General features: G+C 48.1%; 14 protein-coding genes. All 14 read left to right on the forward strand.

Annotated features, from left to right (window positions below):
• The first annotated feature begins 6 nt into the window (after window positions 1-6).
• The 14 genes from M3650_RS13990 to M3650_RS14055 all read left to right on the forward strand — a co-directional run bounded on the left by M3650_RS13990 (window position 7) and on the right by M3650_RS14055 (window position 13,380).
• Window positions 7-576, forward strand: a complete 570-nt coding sequence (locus tag M3650_RS13990; RefSeq protein ID WP_251575592.1) for a hypothetical protein — start codon at window positions 7-9, stop codon at window positions 574-576.
• Between the two features lie 344 nt (window positions 577-920).
• Window positions 921-1,214, forward strand: coding sequence for a sporulation protein YqfC (yqfC, locus tag M3650_RS13995; RefSeq protein ID WP_019422497.1), 294 nt, complete (start codon window positions 921-923; stop codon window positions 1,212-1,214).
• Window positions 1,211-2,425, forward strand: coding sequence for a sporulation protein YqfD (gene yqfD / locus M3650_RS14000; RefSeq protein WP_251575594.1), 1,215 nt, complete (start codon window positions 1,211-1,213; stop codon window positions 2,423-2,425). The genes yqfC and yqfD overlap by 4 nt, the downstream gene beginning before the upstream one ends.
• Window positions 2,426-2,454: 29 nt before the next feature.
• Entirely contained in the window at window positions 2,455-3,444 is a 990-nt protein-coding gene (locus M3650_RS14005; RefSeq protein WP_407672856.1) for a PhoH family protein, read from the forward strand.
• 15 nt (window positions 3,445-3,459) lie between these two features.
• Complete coding sequence (locus tag M3650_RS14010) at window positions 3,460-5,799, forward strand: HD family phosphohydrolase (RefSeq protein ID WP_251575596.1); 2,340 nt, start codon at window positions 3,460-3,462, stop codon at window positions 5,797-5,799.
• 19 nt (window positions 5,800-5,818) lie between these two features.
• Window positions 5,819-6,316 (forward strand): rRNA maturation RNase YbeY, encoded by a 498-nt coding sequence (gene ybeY, locus M3650_RS14015; RefSeq protein ID WP_019422493.1) that lies wholly within the window; start codon window positions 5,819-5,821, stop codon window positions 6,314-6,316.
• Window positions 6,316-6,678 (forward strand): diacylglycerol kinase family protein, encoded by a 363-nt coding sequence (locus tag M3650_RS14020; RefSeq protein WP_019422492.1) that lies wholly within the window; start codon window positions 6,316-6,318, stop codon window positions 6,676-6,678. Before ybeY ends, M3650_RS14020 begins: the two co-directional genes overlap by 1 nt.
• Before the next feature lie 20 nt (window positions 6,679-6,698).
• On the forward strand, window positions 6,699-7,133 hold the full coding sequence (cdd, locus tag M3650_RS14025) for a cytidine deaminase (RefSeq protein WP_019422491.1): 435 nt from the start codon (window positions 6,699-6,701) through the stop codon (window positions 7,131-7,133).
• Window positions 7,134-7,273: 140 nt separating this feature from the next.
• On the forward strand, window positions 7,274-8,203 hold the full coding sequence (gene era / locus M3650_RS14030) for a GTPase Era (RefSeq protein WP_251575644.1): 930 nt from the start codon (window positions 7,274-7,276) through the stop codon (window positions 8,201-8,203).
• A 131-nt stretch (window positions 8,204-8,334) separates the two neighbouring features.
• The gene (locus M3650_RS14035; protein WP_251575598.1) at window positions 8,335-8,484 is read left to right on the forward strand and encodes a YqzL family protein; all 150 of its coding nucleotides are present in this window, start codon (window positions 8,335-8,337) and stop codon (window positions 8,482-8,484) included.
• A gap of 78 nt (window positions 8,485-8,562) precedes the next feature.
• Complete coding sequence (gene recO, locus M3650_RS14040) at window positions 8,563-9,327, forward strand: DNA repair protein RecO (protein WP_233695315.1); 765 nt, start codon at window positions 8,563-8,565, stop codon at window positions 9,325-9,327.
• 376 nt (window positions 9,328-9,703) lie between these two features.
• Window positions 9,704-10,591: a glycine--tRNA ligase subunit alpha gene (gene glyQ, locus M3650_RS14045; protein WP_251575600.1), complete on the forward strand. Its 888-nt coding sequence runs from the start codon at window positions 9,704-9,706 to the stop codon at window positions 10,589-10,591.
• Window positions 10,584-12,653 carry a glycine--tRNA ligase subunit beta gene (gene glyS / locus M3650_RS14050; RefSeq protein ID WP_251575601.1) on the forward strand — a complete coding sequence of 690 codons (2,070 nt, stop codon included), beginning with the start codon at window positions 10,584-10,586 and terminating at the stop codon, window positions 12,651-12,653. Before glyQ ends, glyS begins: the two co-directional genes overlap by 8 nt.
• Before the next feature lie 247 nt (window positions 12,654-12,900).
• Complete coding sequence (locus M3650_RS14055; protein WP_051004517.1) at window positions 12,901-13,380, forward strand: YaiI/YqxD family protein; 480 nt, start codon at window positions 12,901-12,903, stop codon at window positions 13,378-13,380.
• Window positions 13,381-13,398 lie beyond the last annotated feature (18 nt).

Raw genomic sequence — 13,398 nt, forward strand, 5'->3', positions numbered from 1 at the left:
TAAGCCATGAATATCATTGAGAAAATCATTGGTTTTGTCATGAGCAATCCGTTGATTGCCATTGTGATCATCGGAGCGCTGTTCTCAGCTATGGGGAAAGGCCAGAAGAAAGGTGCGAACACCCGGATGCCGGATTTCGGCGGCAGCGGTCAGGCAGGGCCCGCACCAACGGTCGAGCCTGCGAAGCAAGCGGAGTCCCGCCGCTACGATGATGAGGACGACGAGATGGTAACTCCGATATATACGGACAACAAAGGAAGTATGGAGCAATCTCGCCCAAGCATGTCTGAAAGCTATGCTGAAAAACGGGCAAAAGATGCGAATGATCGGATGTCAGAGATGGAACAGCGGCTTGCCGGCATTGAGCGCACAGCTCAGAGCATGTCAGGTCTGCCATCGTCTTCGCTGGACGGGAGAAATAGTTCCCGAACGATGACCGCTTCGTCGAGTACACGTGAAGAGGCAGATAGCTCGTCCGACTTCGTGATTGACCCAAAAGATGCGCTGAGGGGCGTGGCGTGGGCAGAAATTCTCGGCCCTCCACGTGCAAAGCGTCCGTATGGGAGACGTCCATAAAGCACTATAATTTATCTTGCATAGAGCCTCGGCTCTTGTGATAGAACACTGTTTACAGTGCATCTATTGCGAGCCGAGGCTCTTTATTTGTTTGCGTCATTCTGCTCTTCCCGCTTCATAATCGCGAGTCTGGGAGCATAAATTGTAAAGTAGAGGTTGCTTAAAAGCCCCTTTTAATCACAAAGTATGCCTTGAAGTCCAGTGCTCATGCAGTCTCGTCTACGCTGCGCTCCTCCTTCGAGGGATGCTTCCGAAGTCGTTTTCTTGCGAAAACTTGTACTTCTAGGTGCTGAAAAGTGGCCTTTTTGAACGCGCAATAGTAGTGGAAGGGGGCCTATCGCAAAATGAGTCGCATTGCCCGCAAACTGCGCCAATGGTCGGCGAATTGGTTTGATTTGCCGCAAGATATTGTAATGGATACGCCCCGGTTATCGATGATCGGCAATCGGCATATTGTGGTGGAAAATCATCGCGGTATTCTTCATTTTTCCAATGATCATATTCGTCTTGCCTTAGTAACTGGAGAATTGGAAATATACGGAAGTGAGCTTGTCATTCGAACCATTTGGACGGAGGAAATCCGCATCGAAGGGTTCGTTCGCGATATAAAGTATCATGGAACGGGGGAATTGACGTGAAAACACCACCTTTAGCGCGAGTACGCGGGTATGTCCGAGTTCGTGTGCGCGGCGAAAAAATTGAAACCTTCATAAATGCTGCTGCGTCTAAACAATTACGGGTGTGGGATGTAAAAGTAACTGCGCCTAGAGTCATGGAGTTTCACGTGCTTGTCTCTGATTACTTCCGCCTGCGGCCGCTTTTAAAGCAGACAGGCTGTCGCGTTCATGTAGAGGAACGCTTCGGGGTGCCGTTTGCGATGAAACAGGTAAGGCGTCGCAAGTTTTTCGTGCTGGGCGCGCTTCTTTTTCTGTTCGGATTGTACATGCTCTCTTCCCTTGTGTGGACGATTGATGTAAAAGGCAACGTGCGCATTCCGACCGAGGCTGTGCTCTCCGCTGCCAGACAGCAAGGAATTTATCCGTTCCAATGGACGTTCCGCCTTCGTGATCCCGATATTATGTCGAAAGGGATGACTACCCAGTTGAAGGGAGCCTCTTGGATTGGAATTCACCGAGAAGGGACGAAGGTGTCCATCGAGGTGGTGGAATCGATTACTCCGGATGCTAAGCAGCTCGTTAATCCAAGGCATCTTGTAGCGAAGACAGATGCCGTTGTCACGCATATTATTGCAGATCAAGGTCGGCCTGTCGTGAAAAAAAATATGCGGGTGAAGAAAGGAAACGTGCTCATTTCAGGCAGTCTCGGAACCCCTGATGCGCCATTGACGGTAGCGGCCAAAGGGGACGTGCGCGGTCTCGTATGGCATGAATACCACATCGTATCACCACTAGTTAGCAAACAGAAAGTATTTACCGGAGAGCAGAAAGAAATTACATACTTTGTGGCCGGAGATCGCAGACTCAAAGTTTCGGGTTACGGTGATATTCCTTTTGCGCAGTACGAAACCCTTCAGGATGAGAGTAGAATCAAGTGGAGAGAGTTATCATTTCCGATTGGCTGGTTAAAAGAGATTGTGATGGAAGTTCACTATGTGTCGGAAGAACGCAGCGCTGAGGAAGCATATAAAGCCGGACTGACGCAGGCGCGTGCTGATGTAATCGCAAAAAATGGACCGGAAGCGCGTATCCAAACGGAAAAAATTTTGCATCAGAAGGCGGACAATGGTAAAGTGAACTTGAAGGTGCTTTTTGAAGTGGAACAATCTATAGCGGAAGAACTTCCGCTTGTTCGCCAGTTTGAATCCCGTTCTGAATCGAACTCAGAATGAATGTTGAACCAAAATCACAAGGACACTGAATGCTAAGGAGACTGAGGTTTTTGTCGCAACAACAGACTGTAAAAATATCACTGCAAAACGCCGCTGAAGGACTTGCTCTATTTGGACCTCAGGATAAGCATTTGAGGCTCATCCTAGGCCGTACAGACGCGCATGTCATGTCTCGGGAAGCGGAGATCGTCATTACAGGCGAATCGATCGAGGTAGAGAGACTTCAACAGCTCTTTAATGTGCTGCTGCAATTGATTCGCGGCAACATCATTTTGTCAGAGCGCGATATTTTGTATGCGCTCGACTTGGCTCAAGAGTGGAAGGTTGAAGAACTGCTCGATTTATTTAAAGGTGAAATCGCCGTCACGTATCGGGGCAAGCCGATCCGTGTAAAGACCATTGGACAACGTCATTATGTATCGACCATTAAGAAAAGAGATATTGTGTTCGGTGTGGGGCCCGCTGGCACAGGGAAGACGTACCTAGCTGTCGTATTGGCCGTTTCCGCACTGAAAGAGGGTTCCGTTAAGCGGATCGTGTTAACACGACCTGCAGTGGAAGCGGGCGAGAATCTGGGGTTCCTTCCAGGAGATCTGCAAGAAAAGGTTGACCCTTATTTACGACCGTTATACGATGCGCTCTATGACGTCATGGGTCTTGAACAAGTAGGGAAAGCGCTCGAACGCGGCCTCATTGAGATTGCGCCGCTCGCTTATATGCGCGGACGCACACTTGATGATGCGTTCATTATTTTGGATGAAGCGCAAAATACGACGCCTGAGCAGATGAAGATGTTCTTAACGCGACTTGGATTCGGATCGAAGATGGTCATTACGGGAGACATCACACAGATTGATTTGCCGCGGGGCAAACGCTCAGGATTAGTGGAAGCCGGCCAAATTTTGAGTGATATTAAGGAAATCGGATTCGTGCATTTTGCCGAGCAGGATGTTGTTCGTCATTCCTTAGTGCAGAAAATTATTACGGCTTACCAGAAGGAAAGCGAAAACCAAGGATAGAGAGGGTTGTTCTCTATGCTAAAGACAAATCGTTCCGGCAACGGAAGCAAATCACGCCAAGTGAATATGGCAGGTTGGAAGTACAGCGTCGGCGTGCGCTTTCTTCTATTTTTGTTTTTAACGTTATTGTTTTATTTTAGTTTGGCGCCAAGTATTTTGCCTGAGAAATTCGATATTGAAGTCAATGTGAAGAGCGAAAAGGATATTATCGCTCCCATTCAGATTCCGGACAAGAAAGCGACACTGAAGGCGCAGGAACAAGCTGCCGAACGTGTCCAGCCCATCTATCAGATCATTTCTCTAAAGAATGAACGGCTTATGGATAATATATTTGACCGTATTCAGCAACTGAACTCAGATGATCAGATATCATATTCGCAGAAGGTTGAACTGTATCGCAGCGTCGTTCCCGACATGGTCAACGAGCACATTCGCCAGTTCATGACAACGAGCCGCAATGCCAGCACGTATACGAATGTAATGCTCGATGAGATGAACAATCGCATTGAGGAACAGAAGTATCGCATTCCGGAAGAAACCTTCATCAAGATGGCTCGGCTGTCGAAGGATGATATTACGGAAATGAAGCCGGTAGCCCGAGAATTGGTATCGAAGCTGATGATTGATCCAGTGCCGGAGGCGGCCATTGCGAGAGCGAAGGTTCCGGAGTACGTCAACGCCAGTTCATTGAACAAGCGTTCGGCGCGTGAAGTGGTGCAGGAGCTCGTCCGTCTGTCCCTTACGCCGAACAAGTTCTATGATGACGACGCGACGAAGGATGCAAAAGTTCAGGCACGGGAAAATACGACTCCAGTGTTTATTAAGCAAGGGGATATTTTCGTCAAGAAAGGTCAAGTCATTACCCAAGAAATGTATGACCTGTTAAAAGAGAATGAATTGTTGAAGACGGAGGTCAATTATTGGCCGCAGTTCGGACTGCTCATGCTGTCGGCAATGTTCTCGCTCGTGCTATTCATGTTCATGCGCCAAGGAAGCCATACGCATTTCAAATTCAACAACGTTCAACTGTTGATGCTGGTGCTTATCTTTACGATTAGCGTCATTGCAATACACATTATCGGGTATGCTCAGACGGAGGATGCCGCTTATATCGGCTTTGTCGCTCCGGTTGCAATGGGCGTTATGCTTATCACATTACTGATTGATTTGCCGCTAGCCTATATGTGTGCCGTCGTATTAAGCATATTAGCGAGCATTATTTTAAATACGCAGCAAGGCACAATTTTTGACTTCCACTTTGGATTTTTTGCCTTGGTGACATCGTATGCGGCCATTTTTGCGATTCATCGTGCCAGCCAACGTTCAACGATCTTGAAGGCGGGTATTATGGTGTGTATTTTCGGCAGCTTGACGGTGCTCATGCTGGGGATGTTGAGTGGAGATCCATTCAATAACCGCGACCTGATGCTTGCGGCGGCATTCGCCTTTGCAAGCGGTCTGCTAACAGCGGTCCTGGTGTTGGGCTTAATGCCATTCTTTGAAGTAACGTTTGGCATCTTGTCTGCGCTTAAGCTCGTGGAACTGTCGAATCCGAACCATCCGCTCCTGCGCAAGCTGTTGACGGAGACGCCGGGAACGTATCATCATAGTGTAATGGTCGGGAACTTGGCGGAGCAGGCAGCAGAATCGATAGGAGCTAACGGTTTGCTCTGCCGCGTCGGTGCTTTCTACCATGACATCGGGAAGACAAAACGGCCAAGCTATTTTATTGAAAATCAGACTAATATGGACAATCCGCACGATTATATCGATCCGAAGCTGAGCACCTCCATTATCGTAGCGCATGCGCGAGACGGTGCGGAAATGCTGAAGGATTATAAACTGCCGAAGCCGATCCGTGATATTGCCGAACAGCATCACGGAACGACGTTCCTTAAGTTTTTCTATTACAAAGCGTTAAAGCTTGCGGAAGAACAAGGGGCGGAGCCTGATTTCACGGAAGATGATTTCCGTTATCCAGGTCCTAAAGCGCAATCCAAAGAAGCCGCCGTCGTCGGTATCGCCGACTGTGTCGAAGCAGCGGTGCGATCGCTGCGGCATCCGACGGTTGAACAGATTGAGTCGATGATACAGAAGATTATTAAAGATCGGCTTGATGATAACCAATTCAATGAATGCGATTTGACGCTGCGAGAACTGGATATTGTTGCGCAGTCACTTAAAGAAACGGTGATGGGAATCTTCCATTCACGGATTGAGTATCCGGATGATGCGAAGCTGAAGCAGAAGACGAAGGAAGAGCACGCCGCGGAAGCCAAAGGTGATGTTACGGAAGCAAGCAGTAGTGGAACAACTTCCGCTGCAACTGATTCTGCAACAAAATCTGAGTCTTAATAAGGAGCGACCTTGAGCAATGAGTATGAAGCTTGAATGGAATGATGAACAGGAAGTTTATCCGATAACGGCCTCTCTGATTGAACTGCTTGAACGTATTTTGCAAGAGGCCGCGCAGATGGAGGATGTTACGGAAGGGGAAGTGGCATTAACATTTGTTGACGATGAACAAATTCACGAGTTGAATCGTGAATATCGCAGCATAGACCGTCCTACAGATGTTTTGTCCTTTGCGCTCCATGAATCGACGGATGAAGAACTGGATATTCTATACGAAGTGGAAGATGAAGACGAACTAGAATCCATGAGCGATTTGCTTGGGGATATAATTATCTCCACGGAACGCGCGCGTGCGCAAGCGGACGATTATGGTCATTCGCTTGAGCGTGAGATCGGATTTCTGTTCGTGCATGGTTTTTTGCATCTGCTCGGTTACGATCATCAAGATGAAGCAAGCGAGCGCGTCATGATGGACAAGCAGGAAGCCGTATTGGCTCGAATCGGGCTGAGTCGTTAATGAAGCGCCCATGGAGCGATACGTTCCGTGTGGCGATCTCTGGCATACTTCACGCTTTCCACACGGAGCGTAATATGCGTGTGCACGGTGTGATAACAATTCTAGTAATCGCCATGGGGATAGGATTCGGTATTTCGGTTTCCGAATGGCTGTGGATCGGGTTGGCCGTTACACTAGTCTTTACAGCCGAGTTGCTGAATACGGCTGTGGAAGCAGCGGTTGACTTAAGCATGCCAAGTATGCATCCTATCGCCAAAATTGCGAAAGATACCGCCGCAGGAGCAGTGTTCGTGACGGCGGTGTTTGCCGTTATCGTCGGTGCCGTAATCTTTTTTTATCCTGTCGTCAATTTTCTTTTTTGAGATACAGGAGGGTTTAGTCGATGAATGGAGAACAATTGCTGCAGGAAGCGAAGCAGGCCCGTGACCGGGCGTATACGCCTTATTCCCATTTTAAAGTGGGAGCCGCATTGTTAGATGAACATGACCGTATCCATTATGGCTGCAACGTAGAGAATGCAGCTTACGGCCCGACGAACTGTGCGGAACGGACTGCTTTATTCCGTGCCATTGCGGATGGCTGTGCTCCACGCTCATTCAAGGCAATTGCTGTAATCGGAGATACAGAACAGCCAATCACCCCCTGCGGCGTATGCCGACAGGTGTTGATTGAATTATGCGCGCCGTCGATGCCTGTATATATGGGGGCGATGAATGGTTCGTGGTCGGAGACGACAGTGGGAGCTTTGCTTCCGGGTGCCTTTGACGTAGACAGCTTGAACAGTTCGCCGTCAAGAGACGCATATAGAAACGAGTAAACAGCAAGCGGCGTACATGGTCGTTCTCGATAATCTCGAAACGCCAGGACGCCGCTTATGCGCATATAGTGCGTGTTCAATAAAGGTGGGACTTTTTGAAAAACCTTATATAGCAATATGTAGGAGGAGAAATAAAGTTGATGTTTCATGACCAATCCAAATCCAAATCCAAATCCAATACTTTTCATTCTGGATTCGTGGCGATTGTAGGCCGGCCGAACGTTGGCAAATCAACGCTCATGAATCATGTCATAGGACAGAAAATTGCCATTATGTCTGACAAGCCGCAGACGACACGCAATAAAATTCATGGTGTGTATACAAAAGAAAACACGCAAATCGTGTTTCTGGATACGCCGGGAATTCATAAACGCAAATCGAAGCTAGGCGATTATATGAATCAAGTCGCCTTGAATACGTTAAATGAAGTGGAGGCCGTTCTGTTCCTTGTTGATGTATCAACCGGGCTTGGCAGCGGTGATAAATATGTAATTGAGCAATTGAAAAAAGTCAAAACTCCTGTCATACTCGTGATGAACAAAATTGATCAAGTTCATCCGGAGTCACTGCCACCCGTTATTTTGCAGTATAATGAGCTGCATGAATTTGCAGAGATTGTGCCGATTTCCGCGTTGTCCGGAAATAATGTCAATCGACTGCTTGATGTGCTAGAGCATTATATACCGGAAGGGCCTCAATACTATCCGGATGATCAAATTACGGATCATCCTGAGCAATTTGTGGTCGCTGAATTAATTCGCGAGAAGATTCTTAATTTGACAAGAGAAGAGATTCCGCATTCTATTGCGGTTACGATCGAAGATATGCGTGTGCAGGAGAACGGTGTTGTCTATATTTCCGCTGTTATCTTTGTAGAACGGGATTCCCAGAAAGGAATCGTTATCGGGAAGCAAGGAGCGCTGTTGAAAGAAATCGGGAAGCTGGCAAGAAAAGATATCGAAAATTTGCTTGGTTCAAAGACGTATATGGAACTATGGGTTAAGGTGAAAAAGGATTGGCGCAATCAAGATCGGATTTTACGCGATCTCGGGTTCCGCCATGATTCGTAATGGCTAATGGCGGGAATTAATTCGTAATAGTTACGTAAGTTCGCGCTCCAAATTTTGCAACGGATATTCCCTTGCCAACAGCACAACCTAATGATGACGCATAGTCATTTCCGACGAAAGGGGATTTACGGATGCGTGATTTTTCGTGGAACGTATTTGCCATGACTGGGGATGTTGATGCTTATTTGCTGTATAAGCAAGCGGGGATGGTAACCGAAGTGGAAGAATCTGTGGCAGAAATAGGAACAGGAATATCTGTTTCAGAGCAACCTGCGGAATAATTTTGATTATGCAAAAGTGAGTGTTCAAAAAGGCAAGGTTTTTTGAACAACTGCTAAAAGTTGCATGGGAGGCCAGGCGTGTTATATCGGGTCGAGGGGATCGTCATCCGCAGTATGGACTATGGGGAAGGTAATAAAATTATTACGCTGTGCACCAAATCCCATGGTAAAGCAGGCGTGCTCGTGCGCGGCGCGAAGAAGGTACGCAGCCGACATGCTGCGGCTACGCAATTGTTTACATTCGGGGAATATGTCTTTTTTCGCGGAATGGGTCATATCGGAACGCTTAACGCTTGTGAGATTATTGAAGGTCATCATAAGCTGCGCGAACAATTGCATCTCGCAGCGTATGCATCCTACGTAGCGGAGCTGGTAGATAAAGCGCTTCATGATGAGGAAGCGGGCGGTGTCATGTTCGATCAGCTGCTTGCCTACTTGCGTGCGTTGGACGAAGGGAAAGATGCGCAGGTCACGACTCATCTGTTCGAGATGAAGCTTCTGCAGCGAACAGGGGTCGCTCCCGAGTTGCATACTTGCGTCGTATGCGGCAGGGAAGACGGGATTGCAGGGTTCGGCTGGCGTCTCGGTGGAGCTATTTGTCAACGCTGCAAACCGAAAGAGCATGCCAACTTTATTGCGAACCTCAGTATCCTTGCATTGCTGCAGCGTTTTGAGCAGACAGATTTGCGTAGGCTTGGCAATGTTACCTTGAAGCCAGAGACCAAGCTGCAGCTGCGCGCATGTATGAGGGGGTATATCGATACCCATGTCGGTGTGCGGCTGAAATCGCTTAAGTTTCTGGAACAGATGGAGAAGTACGACTTGGCTGATCTTGACGAATAAGTACGGATTATGCTTTAATTAGTAAAGCTAGCTTTATATGCTTGCGTTGAAGAAGAAAGTAATTCGCCTAGGCTTCGAACTAAGCGATTCGGGGATAGTGCAAGCCCGAACGAGCGGACGAATGAACGGCACTTTGGAGCAAGCTTGATTTCGAGAAAGTGGATCGGATTACGATCGGCACATGAATATGGACATGGATGGACTGTCCCTATTCGGTTGCAGACGAATTGATCAAGTAGGGTGGAACCGCGGGATTACTAAACTCTCGTCCCTACGTCTGGCATCAGACGTAGGGACGAGGGTTTTTTTGGCTTCTCTTTACGTCAGTGTTATCCCTTTTGAACACGAATTATGAAGCAAAGGAGTGTATATGGCCGTGAATTTTCAACAAATGATTTTAACTTTACAAAATTTCTGGGCCGAACAGAATTGTATCATCGTCCAACCGTATGATGTGGAAAAAGGTGCGGGAACGATGAATCCAATGACGTTCTTACGTTCGATCGGACCAGAGCCATGGAACGTAGCTTATGTAGAACCGTCCCGCCGTCCGGCTGACGGCCGTTATGGTGAGAACCCGAACCGGCTGTATCAGCATCACCAATTTCAAGTTATTTTGAAGCCTTCTCCAGACAATATTCAAGAATTGTATTTGGAAAGCTTGAAGCGGCTTGGCATCGATCCATTGCTGCACGATATCCGCTTCGTGGAAGATAACTGGGAAGCACCGACGCTTGGCGCTTGGGGACTCGGATGGGAAGTATGGTTGGATGGCATGGAAATTACGCAGTTTACTTATTTCCAACAAGTTGGGGGCATTGATGCGAACCCAGTTGCAGTCGAAATTACGTACGGTTTGGAACGGTTGGCTTCTTACATTCAAGACAAAGAAAATGTATTCGACTTAGAATGGGTGGACGGCGTAACTTATGGAGACGTATTCCATCAACCTGAATACGAGCATTCAAAATATACGTTCGAGATAAGCGATACTGCGATGCTGTTCAAGTTGTTCGACATGTACGAGCAGGAAGCGAATCGCGCTATGGAACAGCATTTGGTGTTCCCTGCATATGATTATGTGCTGAAATGTTCCCATGCGTTCAACTTGCTGGACGCGCGCGGTGCCATCAGCGTCACCGAGCGCACTGGGTATATTACACGAGTGCGCAACCTAGCACGTCAAGTAGCGGCAACGTATTTTGAGGAACGGGAGAAGCTTGGCTTCCCGCTCTTGAAGAAAGGAGAGAAACATCATGCCTAAGCATTTGCTGTTGGAGCTTGGACTGGAAGAAGTGCCCGCCCGCTTTATGCGCGGCGCCATGGGACAATTGAAAGAGCGCTTGGAACGCTGGTTGACGGACTCCCGTATCGCTTACGGTGAGGTACAAGCGTTCGCTACGCCAAGACGGCTAGCCGTTCTTGTTCATGATATAGCGGATAAACAGACGGATATCCACGAGGAAGTTAAGGGGCCGGCTAAGAAGATTGCCCTCGACGAGAACGGTGCTTGGACGAAAGCTGCATTAGGATTTGCACGTGGTCAAGGAGTGGAGCCAGATCAGTTCTTTTTCAAGGAATTGAACGGGGTCGAATATATTTATGCCAACAAGAGCAGCATTGGAACCGATACGGCAGCGGTACTTGTTGAAGGGTTGACATCGATTATCCATGCGATGACCTTCCCGAAAAATATGCGTTGGGGTGCGAATGAAATGCGCTTCGTGCGCCCGATCCGTTGGATCGTTGCTTTGCACGGAACAGACATCATTCCACTTGAAATCGAAGGCGTACAAGCGCAAGCGATATCCCGCGGGCATCGATTCTTGGGTGGAGACGCAGTAATCGAAGAACCGGCACAATATGTGGAGCGTCTGCGCGAGCAATTCGTTATCGTTGATGTGAGTGAACGCGAAGCAGAAATATCTCGTCAGATCGAAGAACTTGCCGCGGAGAAAAACTGGAACATTGCAGTGAAGGATGATCTGTTGGAAGAGGTTCTCTTCTTGGTAGAATACCCGACTGTACTGTTTGGAGCGTTCGAGGAGTCATTCTTGAGCATTCCGCAGGACGTGCTGATTACGTCCATGCGTGAGCATCAGCGGTACTTCCCGGTGCTGGATGCAGAAGGACAACTGATGCCTTATTTCGTCACTGTACGCAACGGTGATAGTAAAGGGATCGATATTGTGGCCAAAGGAAACGAGAAGGTTCTGCGTGCCCGCCTGTCCGATGCGAAGTTTTTCTATGCAGAGGATCAAAAACTGCAAATTATCGATTGTGTACAAAAGCTGGATTCGATCGTGTTTCACGAGGAACTTGGTACGATCGGCGATAAGGTGCGCCGGATTCATGCTATCGCCGATGCGCTGGCCTTAGCCGTGCAAACTGATCGGCAAACAGCACTGTGGGTAAGCCGCGCCGCAGATATTTGCAAGTTCGATCTAGTGACGCAAATGGTGTATGAATTCCCAGAGCTTCAAGGCGTCATGGGTGAGGACTATGCCCGCAAAGCAGGTGAGCCGGAGGAAGTGGCACAGGCCATTAACGAGCACTACAAGCCGCGCTTTGCAGGCGATCCCGCACCGGAATCGTTGGTCGGTTCGATTATTAGCATGGCGGATAAACTGGATACGCTCGTCGGCTGCTTCGGAATCGGCATTATTCCGACTGGATCTCAGGATCCTTACGGGCTTCGACGTCAGGCGACAGGGATCGTACAAATATTGCTGGAGCGCGAGCTTCCGTTAACGCTCCATATGATGTTCAACATTGCGCTCGACGTATATGATCGAGTGGAGGTTCTAAAACGAGACTGTGAAGACATTCGCAAAGATCTATACGAATTCTTCGGACTGCGCGTGAAAAACGTGTTGTCGGAATCTGTCCGTTATGACGTAGTTGATGCGATTATGGCTTCAGGCTATGATGATGTGAAATTGACCGTTGCTCGTGGAGAAGCCCTAATGCAGGCCGTAACGGATGAAGCGTTCAAGCTGACCGTTGAATCGTTCAACCGAGTATGCAATTTGGCTTCTAAAGCAGCTTCAACCGTTGTTGACGAATTGAAATTCCAACAGGAAGAGGAACGAATGCTCTATGTGCGCTGGACAGAAGTTCATCAAGCCTTTAATGACTCGTATTCACATCCGTCAGAGGCTTTAGCGGCTCTCGGACAATTGAAGGATGCGATTCACTCGTTCTTCGATAATGTGATGGTCATGGCTGAAGATGAAGCGGTGCGCGCGAATCGATTGGCGCTCTTGGCCAACATTGCGGGTGACATTCACCGCTTTGCAGATTTCTCCAAGTTGGTGTGGGCATAAGTTCAGGCATAGCTACAGCAATATTTAACATGATGCAATTCTAGAGACGATGGAACATGAAGAAGAAGCCGATCTTCGACATGTTCCTTCCTTTTTGATCACAAAACGACAAGAAACGATTGAATGTTTGTGAAAACCTGCGTTCGGTAGCAGGAATTTTAAATGTTGCAGCGTATATAATATAAACGGTGGAAACAGTGAGCATGGATTAGTTTTTCAGACGCTTTGACGAAAATGGTGAATTTCATTGACTTCTAAACTTCGAATTGTAGTTGACGCTGATGCTTGTCCCGTTAAAAACGAAATTGTTGCCGTAGCTTTGGAAATGGAGGCCGAGGTCATGTTTGTCGCCTCATATGCCGCCTTTGCTCCGGACTGGCAGCTTACGAATCACGATATTCATACTATATTTGTGGATCAGGCGTTTCAAGCGGCCGACATTTATATTGCCAACGCAGCGCGGTCAGGAGACGTAGTCGTCACGAATGACTACGGATTGGCCGCGCTCTGTTTGCCGAGAGGAGCTTACGTTATTACGCCTCGCGGCGGGGAGTTGACGAGCGACAACGTGGATGAGTATTTATCAAGACGCCACATCTCCAGCAAGTCGCGCCGGGCAGGGATTCGAACGAAGGGGCCGCGTGCCATGAGTGAAAGCGACCGAGAAAATTTCCAACATAAACTGACAAAACTTTTGCATGATGAGCAGGAGAAACTGTCACCATAGCGAAGTAGTATACGTGTT

The organism is Paenibacillus sp. MER TA 81-3 (assembly GCF_023713585.1).
Taxonomy (GTDB): domain Bacteria; phylum Bacillota; class Bacilli; order Paenibacillales; family Paenibacillaceae; genus Paenibacillus_B; species Paenibacillus_B profundus.

Coding starts and splice junctions, on each gene's coding strand:
- M3650_RS13990 (WP_251575592.1), top strand. CDS start 7: ATGAATATCATTGAGAAAATCATTGGTTTTGTCATGAGCAATCCGTTG.
- yqfC (WP_019422497.1), top strand. CDS start 921: ATGAGTCGCATTGCCCGCAAACTGCGCCAATGGTCGGCGAATTGGTTT.
- M3650_RS14005 (WP_407672856.1), top strand. CDS start 2,455: ATGCTAAGGAGACTGAGGTTTTTGTCGCAACAACAGACTGTAAAAATA.
- M3650_RS14010 (WP_251575596.1), top strand. CDS start 3,460: ATGCTAAAGACAAATCGTTCCGGCAACGGAAGCAAATCACGCCAAGTG.
- ybeY (WP_019422493.1), top strand. CDS start 5,819: ATGAGTATGAAGCTTGAATGGAATGATGAACAGGAAGTTTATCCGATA.
- M3650_RS14020 (WP_019422492.1), top strand. CDS start 6,316: ATGAAGCGCCCATGGAGCGATACGTTCCGTGTGGCGATCTCTGGCATA.
- cdd (WP_019422491.1), top strand. CDS start 6,699: ATGAATGGAGAACAATTGCTGCAGGAAGCGAAGCAGGCCCGTGACCGG.
- era (WP_251575644.1), top strand. CDS start 7,274: ATGTTTCATGACCAATCCAAATCCAAATCCAAATCCAATACTTTTCAT.
- M3650_RS14035 (WP_251575598.1), top strand. CDS start 8,335: ATGCGTGATTTTTCGTGGAACGTATTTGCCATGACTGGGGATGTTGAT.
- glyS (WP_251575601.1), top strand. CDS start 10,584: ATGCCTAAGCATTTGCTGTTGGAGCTTGGACTGGAAGAAGTGCCCGCC.